Origin of the sequence: uncultured Acetobacteroides sp. (assembly GCF_963667355.2) — a bacterium.
Taxonomy (GTDB): Bacteria; Bacteroidota; Bacteroidia; order Bacteroidales; family ZOR0009; genus Acetobacteroides.
On sequence record NZ_OY763328.2, the window covers coordinates 1,657,708 to 1,677,298 of the forward strand.

Annotated in this window: 17 protein-coding genes; 10 read left to right on the forward strand and 7 right to left on the reverse strand. The window is 50.6% G+C overall.

What is annotated here, in order from left to right; translation table 11 throughout:
* Positions 1 to 53 precede the first annotated feature (53 nt).
* The 6 genes from ACHZA1_RS06850 to kdpA form a co-directional block, all read right to left on the reverse strand.
* Positions 54 to 416, reverse strand: coding sequence for a DUF559 domain-containing protein (locus tag ACHZA1_RS06850; protein WP_320054490.1), 363 nt, complete (start codon positions 414 to 416; stop codon positions 54 to 56).
* Between the two features lie 42 nt (positions 417 to 458).
* Positions 459 to 1,148 (reverse strand): response regulator, encoded by a 690-nt coding sequence (locus tag ACHZA1_RS06855; protein ID WP_320054491.1) that lies wholly within the window; start codon positions 1,146 to 1,148, stop codon positions 459 to 461.
* 12 nt (positions 1,149 to 1,160) lie between these two features.
* The gene (locus ACHZA1_RS06860) at positions 1,161 to 3,815 is read right to left on the reverse strand and encodes a sensor histidine kinase KdpD (protein WP_320054492.1); all 2,655 of its coding nucleotides are present in this window, start codon (positions 3,813 to 3,815) and stop codon (positions 1,161 to 1,163) included.
* The gene (gene kdpC / locus ACHZA1_RS06865; RefSeq protein ID WP_320054493.1) at positions 3,812 to 4,387 is read right to left on the reverse strand and encodes a potassium-transporting ATPase subunit KdpC; all 576 of its coding nucleotides are present in this window, start codon (positions 4,385 to 4,387) and stop codon (positions 3,812 to 3,814) included. Before kdpC ends, ACHZA1_RS06860 begins: the two co-directional genes overlap by 4 nt.
* A 408-nt stretch (positions 4,388 to 4,795) precedes the next feature.
* Positions 4,796 to 6,877 carry a potassium-transporting ATPase subunit KdpB gene (gene kdpB / locus ACHZA1_RS06870; protein ID WP_320054494.1) on the reverse strand — a complete coding sequence of 694 codons (2,082 nt, stop codon included), beginning with the start codon at positions 6,875 to 6,877 and terminating at the stop codon, positions 4,796 to 4,798.
* A gap of 14 nt (positions 6,878 to 6,891) precedes the next feature.
* Complete coding sequence (gene kdpA, locus ACHZA1_RS06875) at positions 6,892 to 8,577, reverse strand: potassium-transporting ATPase subunit KdpA (protein WP_320054495.1); 1,686 nt, start codon at positions 8,575 to 8,577, stop codon at positions 6,892 to 6,894.
* Positions 8,578 to 8,879: 302 nt separating this feature from the next.
* Here kdpA and ACHZA1_RS06880 point away from each other — a divergent pair, with 302 nt between their 5' ends.
* From ACHZA1_RS06880 to ACHZA1_RS06910, 7 genes are all read left to right on the forward strand, one after another.
* Positions 8,880 to 9,512, forward strand: a complete 633-nt coding sequence (locus ACHZA1_RS06880) for a DUF2975 domain-containing protein (RefSeq protein WP_320054496.1) — start codon at positions 8,880 to 8,882, stop codon at positions 9,510 to 9,512.
* A 1-nt stretch (position 9,513) separates the two neighbouring features.
* Entirely contained in the window at positions 9,514 to 9,720 is a 207-nt protein-coding gene (locus ACHZA1_RS06885) for a helix-turn-helix transcriptional regulator (protein ID WP_320054497.1), read from the forward strand.
* Between the two features lie 39 nt (positions 9,721 to 9,759).
* Complete coding sequence (locus ACHZA1_RS06890; RefSeq protein ID WP_320054498.1) at positions 9,760 to 12,576, forward strand: insulinase family protein; 2,817 nt, start codon at positions 9,760 to 9,762, stop codon at positions 12,574 to 12,576.
* Between the two features lie 179 nt (positions 12,577 to 12,755).
* Positions 12,756 to 13,388: a DUF2975 domain-containing protein gene (locus ACHZA1_RS06895; protein ID WP_320054499.1), complete on the forward strand. Its 633-nt coding sequence runs from the start codon at positions 12,756 to 12,758 to the stop codon at positions 13,386 to 13,388.
* Between the two features lie 2 nt (positions 13,389 to 13,390).
* Entirely contained in the window at positions 13,391 to 13,597 is a 207-nt protein-coding gene (locus ACHZA1_RS06900; protein WP_320054500.1) for a helix-turn-helix transcriptional regulator, read from the forward strand.
* Between the two features lie 39 nt (positions 13,598 to 13,636).
* Positions 13,637 to 16,447: an insulinase family protein gene (locus ACHZA1_RS06905; protein WP_320054501.1), complete on the forward strand. Its 2,811-nt coding sequence runs from the start codon at positions 13,637 to 13,639 to the stop codon at positions 16,445 to 16,447.
* 365 nt (positions 16,448 to 16,812) lie between these two features.
* On the forward strand, positions 16,813 to 17,226 hold the full coding sequence (locus ACHZA1_RS06910; protein ID WP_320054502.1) for an acyl-CoA thioesterase: 414 nt from the start codon (positions 16,813 to 16,815) through the stop codon (positions 17,224 to 17,226).
* A gap of 42 nt (positions 17,227 to 17,268) precedes the next feature.
* Here the strand turns inward: ACHZA1_RS06910 and ACHZA1_RS06915 are convergent, their stop codons facing one another.
* Positions 17,269 to 17,871, reverse strand: a complete 603-nt coding sequence (locus ACHZA1_RS06915) for a DUF4294 domain-containing protein (RefSeq protein ID WP_320054503.1) — start codon at positions 17,869 to 17,871, stop codon at positions 17,269 to 17,271.
* A gap of 141 nt (positions 17,872 to 18,012) precedes the next feature.
* Between ACHZA1_RS06915 and ACHZA1_RS06920 the strand changes: the two genes are divergently transcribed.
* The 3 genes from ACHZA1_RS06920 to ACHZA1_RS06930 all read left to right on the forward strand — a co-directional run bounded on the left by ACHZA1_RS06920 (position 18,013) and on the right by ACHZA1_RS06930 (position 19,578).
* On the forward strand, positions 18,013 to 18,498 hold the full coding sequence (locus tag ACHZA1_RS06920; protein ID WP_320054504.1) for a (4Fe-4S)-binding protein: 486 nt from the start codon (positions 18,013 to 18,015) through the stop codon (positions 18,496 to 18,498).
* Positions 18,499 to 18,588: 90 nt separating this feature from the next.
* Positions 18,589 to 18,786, forward strand: coding sequence for a CDGSH iron-sulfur domain-containing protein (locus ACHZA1_RS06925; RefSeq protein WP_320054505.1), 198 nt, complete (start codon positions 18,589 to 18,591; stop codon positions 18,784 to 18,786).
* Between the two features lie 24 nt (positions 18,787 to 18,810).
* A complete protein-coding gene (locus ACHZA1_RS06930; RefSeq protein ID WP_320054506.1) occupies positions 18,811 to 19,578 on the forward strand; it encodes an EI24 domain-containing protein in 768 nt (255 codons plus the stop codon).
* Positions 19,579 to 19,591: the final 13 nt, after the last annotated feature.

Genomic DNA, 19,591 nt, shown 5'->3' on the forward strand with positions numbered 1-19,591 from the left:
ATCGCACCTGCCTGTCTTAGAGAGGGGAATGAGGGGTGAGTTGTAAAAGAATATTACTTGTTTTGAAGAGCAGCGAGTAGCTTCATCTTAACGCGCTCAACATCTGCGAATTCTTCATTCTTAATTCTGAGCACGGTCAACCCCAATTCGTTGCAGATTAAATCACGGTTGTAGTCATGCTCCTCGCTGTAGTCATGAATTTTACCATCTATCTCAATCACCAGATTCGAGGCAGCGCAGTAGAAGTCGGCAACAAAGAATCTGGCTCGCTTTACTTCGTACTCATAAATTATTGGGTGCTGCCGAAGTATCTTGTAGCCATAAAATCGTCTGTTGCGAACCAGCGTCCACATCTCCTTTTCGGTAGTAATTGCCTCTCGCCGTAACCTTCGCGCTATTTCTGTAATACTTACCATAGTCGATACAGGTGAAAGTCGTATCAAGAAGGGTGTCGCTACTTACACCTCCTCCGCAAAGCGATACCCAATGCCCGATTCGGTTTTTATAAGGGTTGGATGCGCCGGATCATCCTCCACCTTCTTCCTCAGCTGTCCGACGAAGACCCGCAGGTACTGGTTCTGGTTGATGTAACCCTGTCCCCACACCTCACGTAGGATCTGCTGGTGGGTTAGCACCTTTCCGGCATTCTTGGCCAGCAGCGAAAGCAGGTTGTACTCGGTAGAGGTTAGCTTTAGCAGCTCGTCACCTTTTTTTACGATGTGGCTGCTGAGGTCTAAGGCAAGCGTGCCAAACTTGAGGATAGGCGAGACCTCCTTTGCAACGCTAAAACGGATGCACGAACGGATGCGGGCAAGCAGCTCGTTGTTGCGAAATGGTTTGGTAAGGTAGTCGTTGGCTCCGGCATCGAGGGCAGCAACAATATCACCCTCCGAGCTGCGTGCCGAAAGGATAATAATGGGCTTTTGGTACCACTCGCGCAGCTTGGCTAGGACCAGCTGCCCATCCATATCGGGCAACCCCAGATCGAGAATGATGAGGGCAGGCGTGTGCGAGGCGGCAGCAACCATGCCATCCTTCGCATTGACTGCTTCGGCAATGCAATAGCCGTTGGCCGATAGCGTGATCTCCAAAAGGCGCCTAATTTGCACCTCGTCATCAATAATAAGAATGGTGTCCTTAATATCCATAGCGTTGAATGATTACTCAAGCTCTATCTCGGGTGCCTGAGTTGGTATTTTAATGGTAAAGCGTGCGCCACCGTTGGTTCGGTTTTCCACGAGAATGGTTCCGCCCTGCGCCTCAACAAATCCCTTTACAATAGAAAGCCCAAGCCCCATTCCTCCGGGCTTCGATCCCTCTACGCGGTAGAACTTATCAAAGATATGGGCAATGTCGGCATCCGCAAAACCTGATCCGCGATCCATAACCTGCATGGTGATGGTTTGGTTATCGTAAAAGATTTTTATGCGGATGTTGGAGCCCGGCAAGGCATGCTGGGTGGCGTTGTACACCAGGTTGTGGAGTATCTGCTCGGTTAGCCCAAAGTCGAGCTTCACCATTGGGGTGTCGGATGGAATGATAACATCCATTACAAAGGGGCTGACCTCCTTTTTGAGATTTTTTAGCGCCTCGTTAACGATGTCGTTTACGTCGCACCAGTCCATGTGGGGGGTGATATGCCCCGACTCGAGCCTGGACATGTTGAGCAGGTTCTCGATAAGGCGGTTGAGCCGTTCGGCAGCGGTGTATATCTCGCCGTAAAACTCCCTGCGGATTTCGTTGGGGTACTCCTGGTTGATGAGGGCATCGGAGGAGCCCAAAATGGTGGCTACGGGAATGCGGAACTCGTGCGAGATGGAGTTGAAAAGCGTTTTGTAGAGCATGTCCGACTCGTTGAGCAGCTGGGCACGGCGCGCCATCTTGTTAAGGAACTCCCGCTCGATGGCGTTGGAGATTTGGGTAAGGTAGGTATCCCAAAAAACATCCTTATCGCCCTTTAGCCGCGAGGATAAGGTAATGGCAACCACCCCCGTCTTCAGCGTGGCACCAAATAGAGGGTAGTAGGTATGCTTGGACGATGGCAAAGTATCGGTAAACTTGCCCGCCTTCTTGCAGTAGCGGTAGCTCCAGCTGGCAACACTATACTCGTTATCGGTTAGGGCGTTGTACTCCTGCAGCTTATTCTGTCCATCCTGTAAAATAAAGATGACGTCGAGGTCGAAGTACTTCTTAATGCTTCGGCGCGAAGCGTTGAGCACCTCGTCGAGGTTGGTAGCCAGCGACAGCTCCTTGGTAAGCATGAAGAGGGCGTTGGTACGCTCCTCGCGCTCCTTGGTAAGGCGTTCCTGCCTGCGCACGCGTGCCGTGAGCACCCCGTTTATCAGCGCAATGAAAAAGAACATGATGCACATCAGCCCATCTTCGGGCTTATCGATGTGAAGCGTGAAGTGAGGGGGGATAAAGAAGTAGTCCCAGATAAGCGTGCTGAGTATAGCCGCCAGCAGTATTGGACCAATCCCCATAACGGTTGCTAAGAGAGCCACCACCAGCATCAGAACCAGCGACACCACCTGATAGCCAATGGTGGGGCTTAAATGAAACATCAGGATGGATGGCAGAATAATGGCAATAACCGATATCAGGTACTGAAACGGCTTTGAGCTGTACGACGGAAACGTAATGTAGCGGCTGTAGGAGTTATCGCTTGACAGATCGGAGCCCAAAACGTAAACGTCGATGTTCCCGCTATTCTTAATGAGCCGCTGAACGAAGTTGCCGAGCTGCAGCAGCGAGAAAAGGTTGCGCAGCCGAGGTTTCCCAACAATAATATGGGTGATGTTCTCCTTTACGGCTACCGAAAGGATGGCTTTAACGATGTCGCGGTCGGAGGCAGTCATAACCTCGGCGCCCAGCTGCCTGGCAAGAGCTATATTTTTGGCAAGCTGCTCGTTTTGCTCCTCAGAAAGCGGCTTAGGCGTCTCTATATAGAGCGCCAACAGGCTCGCCTGCATGGTATAGGAGAGATTCTTAGCCCAACGAAGCAGCTTAGCCGAGTTGAGGCCAGGACCGATTACCACCATAAGGTGCAGCCCCGATTTCCAAGGCCCTCGAATGCGCTTGAGCTGCATGTAGTCGCGCAGCTGCTTATCTACCCGGTCGGCAACAATGCGCAGCGACATTTCGCGAAGAGCTGTAATATTTCCTTCCCTAAAAAAGTTGAGTAAAGCCTCGCGCGAACGCTCCTCGGCATACACCTTACCCTCTGCCAAGCGCTGTAGGAGCTCGTTGGTGGTAATATCAACCAGCTCTACCTCGTCAGCTTTTTCAAAAATCTCGTCGGGAAGGGTCTCGCGAATTACAATGCCCGTAATTTGAGCTACAGTATCGGCTCTACTTTCGAGATGCTGCACGTTTAGGGTGGTGTAAACGTTTATTCCGTTATCCAGAATCTCCTGTACATCCTGGTAGCGCTTGATGTGACGGCTACCGGGAGCGTTGGTATGGGCAAGCTCGTCGACTAAAACGATTTCGGGTTTCCGGGCAAGGATGGCATCGATGTCCATCTCCTGCACGTAGGTTCCCTTATACTCCGTTTCCTTTCTGGGAATAACCTCGAAACCGTCTACCAGCTCCTTAGTCTCTTTTCGGTTGTGCGTTTCAACGTAGCCAGCAACAAGATCTACCCCTTTAGCCTTATCGACGGCTGCAGCCTTAAGCATGGAGTATGTTTTACCCACTCCGGCACACATCCCAAAGAAAATTTTCAGCTTTCCCCGCTTGCTCTTCTCTTCCTCCATTCTTAATAGGGATAGAAGCTCATCGGGATTCGGTCTATGGTTGTTTTGCTCGTTCATTGCAGCTGGTTAATCTTCAAATTTAGCTCAAAAACATTTATCCGAGCATCACCAAGTATTACCTGATTATGCCCAACCGATATAAGATGGATAAGCTCGGCTACCTTTTGCCGCTGCTGGCTGTTGAAGCCTCGCGCTTTTGCCACACGATCGAGCTGTAGCATTGCAGCCTCTGGCGAGATGTGTGGATCGAGCCCGCTGCCCGACGAGGTAACCATTTCGGCAGGCACAACGGCATTTTCGGGCAATCCATTTCGTCGGATGAAGCTTTGGCGGCGCTCCTCGATCTGCTTGCGCAGCTTTGCGCTTGTAGGTCCAAAATTCGAGGCTCCAGAAAGCGCCGAATTGTAGTCGACCGCCGAAGGGCGAGACCAAAAGTATTTGTCGCTGGTAAAGGACTGCCCGATTAGGATTGAACCTACAGGTTTCCCATTTTGGTAAACGATGCTGCCATTTGCCCTGTCCTTAAAAACCAGCTGGGCAACTCCCGTTACCAGTAAGGGGTAGGCAATCCCCGTTAAGACGGTGAAAAATAGTATTGCCCTAATGGCGATTATGGTTTGGTGCTTCATGATGTTCTTCTATTTCAATATAACCTCGTTCTGTTTTTTGGTAAAGACAAGGAAATGCCTTGTCTTGTTTGCCTAGGGCTACACCCTAGGCTTTTGGATTACGCCCCTGCGGGGCTATAGGTCAGACCCGTTTGTTATCATCGCTACTACGATGTTTCTTGCACCTTTATCCCCTCCTCGGGAGGGGTTGGGGTGGGTTTAGCCGCAGAATAAACACTCCTACCTCCATGTTTTATATGTATCACGCCCCAATTTGTTTTTTACAATGGTTAGTCTAACCTTCCAAACTTTTCAACCCACCACCTAACCCCTCCTAAGGAGGGGATAACGAGCGATGATACAAGTTGTGCATACTCTTTAGCGTCCCTATCCGTTTACCTTCGCTTAACTACTGAAATAACTTCTTCTCTAAAACATCCCAATCAACATATCAATCACCTTAATGCCGATAAAAGGGACAACCAAGCCTCCCAAACCGTAGATAAGGATGTTACGGGCAAGGATGGCGTTCGCCGACATCGGACGGTAGGTTACCCCACGTAGCGCAAGCGGTATCAGAAGGATAATAATGATGGCATTAAAGATCACCGCACTTAGTATGGCGCTTTCGGGCGTTGCCAAATGCATGATGTTAAGCGCCGAGAGCGGCCCCGCCGCACCATAACGGGCGTAGAGTATGGTTGTAATGGCGGGAATAATGGCAAAGTACTTCGACACGTCGTTGGCAATGCTAAAGGTGGTTAGCGCACCGCGCGTCATGAGCAGCTGCTTGCCAACCTCCACCACCTCGATAAGTTTGGTGGGGTTGCTATCCAAGTCTACCATGTTTCCAGCCTCGCGGGCAGCTTGCGTACCGCTATTCATGGCTATACCAACATCGGATTGGGCCAACGCAGGAGCGTCGTTGGTTCCATCACCAATCATGCCCACCAACCGACCGTTTGCCTGCTCCTCACGAATACGCGCGAGCTTATCCTCGGGCTTTGCCTCGGCCATAAAGTCATCGACACCCGCTTCGGCAGCTATGGCAGCAGCGGTAAGAGCGTTGTCGCCCGTTACCATTACGGTTCGAATGCCCATTGAGCGCAGCTGGGCAAAGCGCTGCTTAATTCCACCCTTTACAATATCCTTTAGGTGTACCACTCCAAGGATTCGGTTATTCTCGGCAACCACTAAAGGGGTTGCTCCCTTGCGGGCAAGCTCCTCCACCACGTCTTCAACGGCTTTGGGGATAAATCCATCGTTGTTATGCACGTACTTTTTTATTGCCTGCGCCGACCCTTTACGGATGGAGCTAATGGTGCCATCTGCATTTCGGATATCGACGCCGCTCATGCGCGATTGAGCCGTAAAAGGGATAAAGGAGATGTCGTTGGCATGGATATTCTGGGTTCTAAGCCCATACGCTTCCTTGGCAAGCACCACGATGGATCGTCCTTCGGGTGTTTCGTCGGAAAGGGAGGATAGCTGCGCTGCAATAGCCAACTCCTCGCTGGTTATACCCTCTGCAGCGATAAACTCGGTTGCCATACGGTTTCCTAAGGTGATGGTTCCCGTTTTGTCGAGCAGCAAAACATCCACGTCACCCGCAGCCTCTATTGCTCTACCGCTGGTGGCTATTACATTGCGGCGCAGAAGTCTGTCCATGCCGCTAATACCAATTGCGCTAAGCAGTCCACCAATGGTGGTTGGGATCAGGCATACCAAAAGGGCAATCAGCACCGGAATGGAAAGGTTGCTGCTAGCAGCTAAGCCAGATTGCTTTAATCCGTAGCTAAAGAAGGCAGGTAAAGTAACCACCGCAAGCACGAAAATGATGGTCAGCCCAATTAGGAGAATGGACAGCGCAATTTCGTTAGGCGTTTTCTGTCGGCTGGCACCCTCAACCAGCGAGATCATACGGTCGATAAAGGTGTCGCCCTGCTCGGCGGTGATTTTAATAACGACTCTATCGCTAATTACCTTGGTGCCACCCGTCACTGCGCTACGGTCGCCACCGCTTTCGCGGATAACAGGAGCCGACTCACCCGTTATGGCCGATTCGTCGACGCTGGCAATACCTTCGATGACCTCACCATCGCTTGGGATAATATCGCCAGCCTGGCAAACTACCAAATCGCCCCTTCTGAGCTCGGTGGCATTAATTACGGTAGTCTTTCCGCGTCCATCGTAGAGGTTGGCCTTGGTTTCGGTACGGTTCTTACGCAAGCTCTCGGCTTGCGCCTTACCCCTGCCCTCGGCAATTGCCTCCGAGAAGTTGGCGAAGAGGACGGTAAACCACAGCCAGATGGATATCTGAAGGTTAAAGTTGGAGTATGATCCGCCAAAAATTTCGTAAAGAACGATTCCTGTGGTAACTAATGCCCCCAGCTCTACAATAAAAATTACAGGGTTCTTGATCTGATGCTTGGGGTTCAGCTTGACAAAGGAATCGATTAGCGCTTCCTTTACCAGCTTCTTGCTGAACAGCTTATTTTTTTTCTTTTTCATAATGATCTAAGGATTTAGAAGGTTACCCCAGCATTCATAAGCAAATGCTCTACAATTGGACCTAAGGCAAGGGCTGGGAAAAAGGTAAGCCCGCCTACAATAAGGATTACGCAAATCAGCAAGCCTGCAAAAAGGATGTTATCGGTTTTAAACGTGCCTGCCGATGGTGGGGTAATCTTCTTCTGTGCTAGATTGCCGGCTATGGCCATCACCGGAATGATGATCCCAAAGCGACCAATAAGCATCCCAACACCAATCATAATATTGTAGAAAGGTGTGTTGGCGTTTAAACCTCCAAAAGCGCTTCCATTATTTCCTGCTGCCGAGGTAAAGGCGTAAAGAATCTCCGAGAAGCCGTGCGGTCCGCTGTTGTTAAGGCTCGATAGCCCTTCGGGAAGGCTTACGGCAATGGCCGAGAAAACTAGCACCACAAAGTTGGGAGCCAACACCGCTATCATAGCCATTTTTATGTCGTAGGCATCTATCTTCTTACCCAAATATTCGGGAGTACGCCCCACCATAAGCCCTGCAATGAATACCGTAAGAAGAACAAATACCAGCATACCGTACATCCCGGCTCCCACACCGCCAAAGATTACCTCACCAAGCATCATGTTTACCATCGAAACCATTCCCGACAGCGGCGAAAGGCTATCCATCATGGCGTTAACGCTACCGCTTGATGCGTTAGTGGTGGTAACCGACCACAGAATGCTGTTGGTTATTCCCAAGCGGGTCTCCTTGCCCTCCATCAGGGAGCCAAGCGCTGCATGGGTGGAGTACTCCGAGTAAAGAGATGCACCCAACCCCACTAGCATCAGAAAGAGCATTACGTAAAAGATAATGCGCCCCTGCCTGACGTTGCCAACCATTTTCCCATAGGTAAAGGGGAGTGCAGCAGCAAGCAAAAGAATGGAAAGCATTTCCAAAAGATTGGTGAAAGGGGTTGGATTCTCGAATGGATGAGCGCTATTGGCATTAAAGAAACCACCACCATTAGAGCCAAGCTGCTTAATGGCAATCTGCGAGGCAGCAGGACCTTGAGGAATAAGCTGGTGTGCCCCCTCAAGCGTTTGAACCGTTGTGTAGCTGTGAAAATTTTGCACCACCCCTTCCGAAACCAGTACTATAGAAAATAAAATGGACAATGGAAGAAGCACGTAAATGGTGCTACGGGTTAAATCGACCCAGAAGTTTCCCAGCTTATCGGTGGACTTACGGGCAAGACCCCTGGTAAGTGCTAGGATAACTGTGAAGCCGGTAGCAGCGCTTACAAAATTCTGAACACCCAAACCTAGCATCTGCGATAGGTAGCTGAGGGTATTCTCGCCTCCATACGACTGCCAGTTGGTGTTGGTAACAAAGCTTACGGCGGTGTTAAATGCCAGCGCGGCTCCTAGGTTCGGCAGATGCTGCGGATTTAGGGGCAGCATACCTTGGCACATCAGCAGAAGGAAAAGGAAGATAAAACCCGCAACATTAAAAAGAAGCAGTCCTGCAAGGTACGATTTCCAATTCGTCTCCTCAGATGAGTTTACACCTATAGCTCTGTAGGTACCACGCTCCAACCAACCAAAAACAGGTGATAGAAGGTGCCTTTCTCCAGTAAAAACCTTAGCCATATATCTCCCTAAAAGGGGAGCAAACCCAACGAGAAGCCCTACAAACAGGATTATCTCAAATACGTCAGCCACTTTCATTTTTCATTCAATTTAAATCACACTTAGTTTCAACATCAAAAGTATGGCTGAGTTCATAAGGATTTTATAAAGAAAACGGTAGGCGGTATAAAGAATATGTATTGAAAACTAGCCATCAAAAAAAGGAGATGCTACCCGTAGAGGAATACCCACATCAGTTTAAGACATTATCGAACAGCAACATGTAAGATATTATCAGCAATACAACCAAAATTATTTATCGAAAAACAGTAATTATTTCTTGAAAAACAAAAATATTGTAATATGTTTGCATATCGAAATTCGATAAATAAGTATCGTTTATGGATAAGAAGCTGCTGATACGGGTACGTTTGCTAAATGTGGTAATTGCGCTACTGCTAATTGCCCCACTATCGACCGACTTCGTTCGCGGTTTTAAGGAGGGGGTTCGCGCAGCAGAAGGCGGTAAGCAAAAAAACGTTTCAACAGAGCTCTACTTCGTGTCGCTACGCCCCTTAACCCCAAAAAGCGAGCTTAAGGCAGAGACCAACAACGGCTCCGAGGCGCTAGCCACCATTACAGAAGCCACGGTTGTTCTCCATAAAAATCAGAAGTCTCTGGGAAAGGAGATATCCGATGCAGCTATGGTAGTGCTTACCCTAGGCATAGTTGTCTGGCTTATCATCCTCATCTGGAAGATAACAGTTTCGCTCAACTGGGGCAACTTGCTTACGCGCCGCAACATAAAGCACCTAAGGGCAATCGGCATCCTGCTCATCGCCAAGGAGGCCGTATCTATCGCCTCGCAGTATGTCGACTTGCACTACTTAAGGTCGGTGGCACAGGTAAAGGGCTACGAGATGGTTGTCGACCTCTCGTGCACCCAAATTGTGATTGGGCTAATGCTGCTGGTATTTGCCGAAATACTGGCCGTAGCCAACCGGATTAAGGAAGAACAAGAATTAACCATCTGATATGCCAATTATAGTTAACCTCGATGTGGTGATGGCAAAGCGTAAGGTCTCTCTGGGCGAGTTGGCCGAGAAGGTGGGAATTACGCAGGCTAACCTCTCTATCCTTAAAACGGGCAAGGCTAAGGCCATACGCTTTAGCACCTTGGAGGCGCTATGCAAAGAGCTGGGATGCCAACCTGCCGACATACTAGAATTTCAAACTGAGTGATCTAATAGTTCAACTAATACTAACAAACAAGCAATTCTTATGAAGAAAAACATCTTGTTGCTTTTAATGGTGGCGCTCTTGAGCCTGCCTGCGCTTGCGCAGCAAATGCCACCGATGCCAACCGATCCAAAGGTTCGCGTGGGCAAGCTAGACAACGGCCTCACCTACTACATCCGCCACAACGCGGAGCCAAAGGGACAGGCAGACTTTTACATTGCCCAAAAGGTGGGTTCTATTCTTGAAGAGGAGAATCAACGTGGGCTCGCTCACTTCCTAGAGCACATGTCCTTCAACGGAACCAAGAACTTCCCAGGCAAAAACATGATCAACTACCTGGAAAAGATCGGCGTTAAGTTTGGAGCCAACCTAAACGCCGCTACAGGGTACGACCAAACGGTCTACAACATTGCCAACGCCCCTGTAACTCGCGAAGGCATTGTTGATAGCTGCCTGCTGATCCTTCACGACTGGTCGAATTTTATCTCGTTAGAGGAAAAGGAGATTGATGCAGAGCGCGGCGTTATTCACGAGGAGTGGAGAACCCGTAACAATGCACAGATTCGTATCATAGACAAGACCTTCGCCGATATTTATGGCGAAAGCCAGTACGCTAAGCGTCTCCCAGTTGGTTTAATGTCGGTAGTTGACAACTTCAAGTACCAGGAGCTAAAAGACTACTACCACAAGTGGTACCGTCCAGACCTACAAGGGCTCGTTATTGTAGGAGATATTGATGTCGATAAGGTAGAAGCTAAGCTCAAGAGCATGTTTGCCGATATTGCAAAGCCCGTTAACCCTGCCGAGCGTACCCAGTTCGAGATAAAGGACAACGAGGCTCCTATTGTGAGCATAGCAACCGATCCAGAAGCCAGCGAGACCCAAATTCTGCTGATGTTTAAGCGCGACCTACTGCCTAAGGAGCTCCGCCCAACTGCCGCTAATCTTATCACCAGCTATCTAAGCCAGGTAACACAAAAAATGCTGAATTCGCGCTTCGAGGAGATCTTGCAAAAGGCTAACCCTCCATTTACCTATGCTGGAAGCCAAGATGGTAAATTCTACGTAGCCAATACAAAGGATGCCTTTATGGTTTATGCCGGAAGCTCGGAAGGCAAGGCTATCGATGCCCTCACTGCAATTACCAAAGAGTCGGAAAGAGTTCGCAAGTTTGGTTTTACCGCCAGCGAGTACGAAAGAGCAAAGAGCGACTTCCTTCGCAACCTAGAGAATCAGTTTAAGGATCGCGAGAAGCAGAAAAACGACTACTACGTTAATGAATGTCTCGAGAACTTCCTCAACGAAACCCCTATCCCCGGAATCGAAACCGAGTACAACCTTTTCCAACAGGTTTGCAAGATGCTACCAGTAGAGCAGGTGAACAAGTTTGCTGCCGAGATTATCAGCGAGAAGAATGTAGTTATCACCATCAGCGGACCCAAGAAGGACGGCATAACCTACCCAACCAACGAAGAGGTAGTGGCAGCCTTCAACAAGGCTCGCTCCGAGAACATTACTGCTTACGAGGATAAGGTATCGAACGAGCCCCTCATCAAGAGCCTTCCTAAGCCTGGCAAGGTGGTAAAAGAGGAAAAGGGAACCAAGTTCGGCGAAACCATTTGGACGCTTTCGAATGGCGCTAAGGTTTTCGTAAAGAAAACAGACTTTAAGGAGGACGAAATTCTATTCACCGCCACCTCAAAAGGAGGTACCTCGCTGCTTGACGACAAGGATGTCATCAACATTAAGGCCATAAACGACGTTATTGGCGTTGGTGGCGTGGGCAACTTCAGCGCAACCGACCTTCCTAAGATGCTTGCCGGCAAAAAGGCCAAAGTTGCCGCCGACATCGACAACAAGAGCGAAGGCTTGAATGGCCAATGCTCGCCCAAAGACCTAGAGTCTATGATGCAGCTTACCTACCTCACCGTTACAGCTCCCCGCATGGACAACGAAGCATTCCAATCGTTCGTTTCACGTACCAAGGCTGCCCTTACCAGCATGGAAGCCGAGCCAATGGTTGCCTTCAGCGACACCATTACCATTGCACGCTACGGAAAGAACCCTCGCGCGCAGCGCCTAACGGTTGCCGACATAGACAAGATTAGCTACCCACGCATCATGGAGATCTACAAGCAGCGCTTTGCTAACATGGACGATTTCACCTTCACCTTTGTGGGTAACATCGACGAAAAGGCGCTTAAGCCAATGGTAGAGCAGTACATTGCATCGCTACCCGGCAACCCAAAGAATAAGAAGGAGAGCTTCCGCGATGTAAAGATGTATCCTCGCCAAGGAGAATTCAAGAACAAGTTCGACAAGGAACTGAAAACAGCTAAGGCCTCCATCTTCGTCAACTACAACGGCAAGATCGACTACACCGTAGAGAACAAAATTAAGATGAGCATGCTCGACCAGATCATGGACATCATCTACACCAAGACCATCCGCGAGGAGGAAGGTGCTACCTACGGCGTTGAAGTTGGCGGAAACATCGGCAACTACCCCTACGGCAACTTCAGCCTCTACGTTTACTTCGACACCAACCCTCAGCTAACCGACAAGATGATTGGCAAGGTAAAGCAAGGGCTAGACGATATCCTTAAGAATGGTCCTTCGGAAGCCGACCTCAACAAGACGAAGGAGTACATGCTTAAGAACTACGGCGAAGCACAACGCACCAACAGCCACTGGTTAGGCGCCATCGACGAATACAACACCTGGGGTATCGATAAGCAGAACGGCTTCGACGCAAAGGTTAAGGCCATCACCACAAACGACATCAAGGAATTCACCGCAAAACTACTTGCACAGAAGAATGAAATTGACGTTGTCATGAATGGCGTTGAAAAGAAATAGTAAACATCCATATTAAGCATATATTATTAGGGCAAGCCCCGACGGAAGTGATTTCGCCGGGGCTTTTGCTATATAGCCCGCAATACATTTTCCGGCTATCGAAAAAAAGAGCAAAGCCAAGGGATAGCCAAAAAAAACAATATATTTACGCCCTGTATTTCGATAAATTTATATTGTTTATGGATAAAAATCTGCTGATACGGGTTCGAGTACTAAATGTCGCCATTGCGCTGCTGCTCATCTTCTCATTCTCGGACAACTTCATCCGCCTATTTAACGACACCAGCTATTCGGATAAGGCTTACGAGAAGCAGAATGTATCTGGCGACTACTACTTTGTGTCACTACGCCCAACGGCCGATTTTCAGGAATTTCCGGCAAGCACCAACAACAGCTCCAAAGTATTCGTTACCATTTCGAACGCAAGCATAACCCTCTACAATAGCCCAACCTCAACCGTAAGGATAATCCTCGACATTGTAATGAGCGTTACCGCTCTTGCAATTCTGGTGTGGCTGATCATACTCATCTGGAAGATCACCAATTCGCTCAGCCGGGGCGAAGTGCTTACCCGCAACAACATTATCCGCATCCGAACGATTGGCCTACTCCTAATAGCCAAAGGCGTAATAGCCATCGCATCACAATATGTATACCTCTACTACTTAAAATCCATTGTTACCATAAATGGCTACGAGATGGTAGCCAACATATCGTACACTAAAACCATTGTAGGCCTAATGCTGCTGGTATTTGCCGAAGTGCTGGTAGTAGCCAACCGTATCCGCGAAGAGCAAGAATTAACCATCTAATAATGCCAATTGTAGTTAACCTCGATGTCGTTATGGCAAAGCGAAAGATATCGCTAGGCGACCTGGCCGACAGGGTGGGGATTACCCAAGCAAATCTCTCCATCCTAAAAACAGGTAAAGCCAAAGCCATTCGCTTTAGCACGTTGGAAGCACTCTGCAAGGAGCTCGACTGCCAGCCTGGCGACATCCTAGAGTATCAACCTGAGTAAAGTGATCGCACATTCAACATTAACAAACAAGTATTTTTTATGAGAAAAACCAGCTTAGTGCTTTTAATGGTAGCCCTTTTATGCCTACCTGCGCTAGCACAGCAGATGCCAACGCTGCCCACCGACCCTAAGGTTCGTGTAGGTAAGCTAGACAATGGCCTCACCTACTACATCCGCCACAACGCGGAGCCAAAGGGGCAGGCCGACTTCTACATCGCCCAAAAGGTAGGTTCTATCCTTGAGGAAGAGAGCCAACGTGGGCTAGCCCACTTCCTAGAGCATATGGCCTTTAACGGAACCAAGAACTTCCCAGGTAAAAAGATGCCTAACTACCTAGAGACAATCGGCGTTAAGTTTGGAGCCAACCTAAATGCCGCTACAGGATGGGACCAAACTATTTACAACATTAACAACGCACCTGTAACCCGCGAAGGTTCGCTAGACAGCTGCCTGCTTATCCTTCACGACTGGTCGAGTTTTATCTCGTTAGAGGATAAGGAAATTGACGCAGAACGCGGTGTGATCCACGAGGAGTGGAGAACCCGTAACAATGCACAATCCCGCATGTCGGAAAAGATGTTTGCCGATGTTTACGGCGATGGGCAGTACGCCAAACGTTCCCCTATCGGGTTAATGTCGGTGATTGACAATTTCAAGTACCAGGAGATTAAGGACTACTACCACAAGTGGTATCGTCCAGACCTTCAAGGGCTCGTTATTGTCGGAGATATTGACGTGGATAAGGTGGAGGCCAAGCTCAAGAGCATGTTTGCCGACATTGCAAAGCCCGTTAATCCCGCCGAGCGTACAGAATTCGAGGTTAAGGATAACGATGCCCCAATCGTAAGCATCGCAACCGACCCCGAGGCTCCACAAGAAATTATCCGCGTAATGTACAAGCGCGACTTGATGCCTAAGGAGCTACGCCCAACCGTTGCTGGCCTAATGAACTACTACCTAAGCGAGCTAACACAGAATATGCTCAACTCCCGTCTCGAAGAACTCGGCCAAAAGGCAGATGCTCCATTCGCCTATGCTGGCTGCAACGACGGCAAATTCATGATATCGAATACCAAAGATGCCTTTAGCACCGTTGCCCTAGCCAAGACCGGCAAAACGGCCGCTGCACTTGCTACCCTAGCTAACGAAGCCGAGCGCGTTCGCAAGTTCGGATTCACCGCAGGCGAGTACGAGAGAGCCAAGAGCAACTTCCTCCGCAAGGTGGAGAACGAGTTTAAGGATCGCGAGAAGCAGAAGAATAGATACTACGTAAACCAGTACCTCGAAAACTTCATTAGCGACTCCCCAATCCCTGGCATCGAAACAGAGTACACCATTTTCCAACAGGTTAGCAAGATGCTCCCTCTAGAGCAGGTTAACAAGTATGCCGCCGAGATTATTGGAGAAAAGAATGTGGTTATCGCCATCAATGGCCCACAAAAGGACGGCATCACCTACCCAACCAAGGAGGAGGCCGTTGCCATCTTTAACAAGGCACGTACCGAAAACGTAACCGCCTACGTGGATAAGGTTTCCAACGAGCCCCTTATTAAAGTTCTTCCAAAAGCCGGCAAAGTGGTTAAGGAAGAAAAGGGAGCTAAGTTTGGCGAAACCATCTGGACCCTTTCGAACGGCGCCAAGGTGCTGGTAAAGAAAACCGACTTTAAGGAAGACGAAATCATGTTTACCGCCACGTCGATGGGGGGTAACTCGTTGGTTGACGACAAGGAGGCCACCAACCTTAAGGCCCTAAACGATGTTATAGCGCTTGGCGGTATTGGCAGCTTCAGCGCTATTGACCTTCCTAAGATGCTTGCCGGCAAGAAAGCTGAAGTTTCGGCCTCGGTGGGTACCGAAATGGAAGGGCTTAACGGCAGCTGCTCGCCCAAAGACCTTGAGACCATGATGCAGCTCACCTACCTTACCGTAACCGCACCACGTACCGACAACGAAGCATTCCAATCGTTCGTATCGCGCACGAAGGCCATGTTGGCCAACATGGAGGCTCAGCCCATGGTCGCATTCAGCGACTCGGTTACCGCCGCTCTTTACGGAAAGCATCCCCGTGCGCAGCGTATGACCGCCGCCATGATGGATAAGATCGACTACGCCCGCTGCCTAGAGATCTACAAGCAACGCTTTGCCAATATCGGCGACTTCACCTTTACCTTCGTGGGCAACATCGACGAGAAAACGCTGAAGCCAATGGTTGAGCAGTACATCGCCTCGCTTCCTGGCAATGGCAAGAAGGAAACCTTCCGCGATGTGAAGATGTACCCTCGCAAGGGCGAGTACAAGAACATCTTCGAAAAGGAGATGAAAACGCCTAAGGCTACCGTATCGGCCACCTACACCGGAAAGGTTGACTACAGCGTGGACAACAGAATTAAGATGAGCATCCTTAGCCAGATCATGAACATCGTTTACACCAAAACGATCAGAGAAGACGAGGGCGGAACCTACGGCGTACAGGTAGGCGGAAACGTTAGCCGCTACCCCTACGGCTCGTACACCTTTAGGATTAGATTCGACACCGATCCTAAGCAGGTTGATCGTCTTTCGGCAAAGGCAAAGGCTGGTCTCGACGAGCTAATAAAGGACGGCCCTTCGGCCGAGAACCTGAACAAGGTGAAGGAGTACATGCTTAAGAACTACACCGAGGCTCAACGCGACAACGGCCACTGGCTAGATGCGATTGACACCTACTACACCTTGGGAATCGACAACCAAAACGGTTACGATGCCAAGATCAAGGCCATCACCACCAACGACATCAAGGAGTTTGCGGCAAAGCTATTTGCCCAAAAGAACGAGGTTGATGTAATCATGAAGGGTGTGGAAAAGAAGTAGAGCATACTGCTCCATTCATACTTACTAGGCAGCCCTGACGGTACTCGATACCGTCAGGGCTTTTTTTGTTATCCCTATTGAGGCTGCTCGCATATCGAAGAATATGCAAGGTGAGTTTTCTCGTTTAAATAACCATTGCTAGTCTTTGCGTTCCTAACCCACCCCTACCTCCCGCCAAGCGGGAGGATAACCAGTTCCAATAGTGCAGAAGTAGTTCCTATCAACACATTTGCTTCTGAAAAATACACTTTTTGCCCCATCCCATTTGGTATAGAAAGTCAACCATCATACTAAAACCCTAAAAGCGAAATTCTCCCCTACTCGCCCAATAAATGCTACTTTTGCCCAAATAACTTAATGACGATATGGATCAGGTTTACGAGCTAGAGATGCAGGTGCGCGACTACGAGTGCGACATTCAGGGGATTGTAAACAACGCCGTTTACCAGAACTACCTCGAGCACTGCCGCCACCAGTTTTTGCAGGAGGTTGGCCTCAACTTCGCCCAGCTGCACAACGAGGGTATCGATGCGGTGGTGATACGGGTGGAGATGGACTACAAGCAGTCGCTGCGCCCCGACGACCGCTTTACGGTTAAGCTCACCATGCACAAGGAGGGGAACGTCCGATTTGTCTTCAACCAGGATATCATAAAAAAAGCCGACGGGAAGCCGGCCATTAAGGCAAAGGTGTTTGCCGTTTTAACCAAGAATGGCCGCCCCATTGCGCCAACCATCTTCGAGGAGGCGCTACGGCTTAAGGGCTACCGCTTCGAGTAGAAATAAAAGAGGCGAGCGTTTCGGCTCACCTTTTTCGGTATGCTATACGTCGTAGAGCTGCCCGTTTTCGTACATCAGGATTAGGCGGTTCAGGTACTTGTCCTCGCCATTCTCGTCGAAGGTCGACTTCATGTTCGACCCGAACAGCCGCGCCAGCGACTGCCAGCAGAAGGCCGAGAAGGTGCCGCGCAGCTCCTTGACGATGCTGTAGGAGGTGCGGCCCGTTTCGCGGTCGATGAGCTTGAGGAGCAGCTTGCCCTGCGAGATGGAGAGGTGCTTGAGCGGCGCCTCGAACTGGGCTCGGAGCCTATCCTCGGCATCCTTAATGTACTTCTCGCGCTCCTTTTTGCCCTTTATTTTGGCTACGTCGGCCTCCATGCTCATCAGCATGTCGCGGGCCATGATGGCGTAGGGGTACACCTTCTTCAGGTTGAGGATCAGGCGGCGGTACTTCTCCTCGTCGCGGTGCTTCTTGAACTTATGCCAGGGGAAGATGTAGATCTTGCCGATGGTGAGGTTGGCCAGCGTATCGCCATCGACCACCACCTTGTTGGGGATGGTAAACGAGTCGTCCTGCGCTAGGCCCACCTTGGCGCCCAGCAGCATCACCAGCAGCATCGATATCCTTAAAACACGCTTTCCCATAACTCGCTCGTTTACGTCTCTCTTCGCTAAAATGTTCCGCTACTCGGATCTGCACTTTAAACGTTGTAAAAGTAGTAATTGTTGAGTAATTTGGTTGGCTCAGCCACAAGCTATTCCTATCTAATATTAAATACGATCAAAATGGATAAGGATAATCGAAAGTATACCAACGGCGAGATCACCGTGTACTGGCGCCCAGCGGAATGCGTACACGCCTCCATCTGCTTCACCGAGCTATTCGCGGTGTTTAACCCCCGCAAGCGACCATGGGTAGATATGAGCGGTGCCTCCACCGAGGCCATCATCGATATCGTCAACCGCTGCCCCACCCGCGCCCTCACCTTCAGCTGGAACGATGGGGCGAAGAACGATGCCGAGACATCGCCCAAGGTGGAGCGCGACATGGAGAGCCTGGAGGTGGAGTTCGCCCGCCTGCCGAAGCCCGACCCGGTTTGCGCCCGTATCATGCGCAACGGGCCGCTGCTGGTGTCGGGCTCGTTCCGCATCGTTGGGCCCGACGGCAAGGAGATGAAGCGCCTGCAGATGGCCTCGTTCTGCCGCTGCGGCCAGAGCGGAGGCATGCCCTTCTGCGATGGCTCCCACTTTAAGGTTGGGTTCGAAGGGTAAGCCGCGAGTCGGGTGCAGCAAGAGCCTGCGCCCAACATCTAGCATCAAAAATCTAACATCTAACGTCTAATATCTTACATCCACCATCTCATGGAAGACCAAAAGAAAGCGGCCGAGCCTGCGGCCACCGTCACCATCAACGGGCGGGGGCCCATCCGCATCGAGGGCTGCTTCGAGCTCGTTGACTCCTCGGGGGCAAAGCTGCCGGTAACGGATAACCTGGTAAAGATCTGCGGGTGCGGCCGCTCGCAGCACATGCCGCTCTGCGACGGCACGCACAAGAAGTAACCCCTCCAAAACCTAACCAACCTGATGAGACACTTTTTTGCCGGGCTTGGCCTCGCGTTCCGCGGCTACGCCCAATCGTTTCGTACCATATCCGCCTGCAAGCTGGGCTGGGTATTTGCCGTTCCGCTGCTGATCCTGCTGCTCAACCTTTGGGTGGGCGGCAATCTGGCCTACCACCTCACAGCCCATGCGACGGACTGGTTTCGAGATATCATTCCCTTCTCGATGGGCAACGGCTGGCTAGCCGGCCTGATCCGCACGCTATCGGCCTTCATCGTATGGCTATCGCTGTTCTTCGTGATGGTGTACGTCGGGGGCACGGTGCTGCTGATACTCCTATCGCCGCTGCTGGCCTACATCTCCGAGCGGGTGGAGGCGCACCTCACCGGCCGCAGCTACCCCTTCCGCCTGGGCGAGCTCCTGAGCGACATCGTTCGCGGCATCCGCATCGCCCTGCGCAACCTTGCCGTAGAGGTTGGCCTTACCGCGGCGCTATTCCTGGTGGGGCTCATCCCGGCGGTAGGCTTTCTGGTACCCTTTGTCCTGTTCGGGGTGGCCGCCTACTACTACGGCTTCGCGTTTATGGACTACACGCTGGAGCGCCGCCGCTACACAGTGCGCCAGAGCATCGCCCTGGTGAGGCGCCACAGGGGCGCCGCCGTTGGGCTGGGCGCCGGGTACATGCTGCTTACCACCATTCCGTTCGTCGGCTTGGCGCTGGCCGGCTTCGCCTCCATCCTCTCGGAGGTGGCGGCCACCCTAGCCTGCAACGAGCTGGCCGAGGAGCGGTAGAATCCGAAAAAAC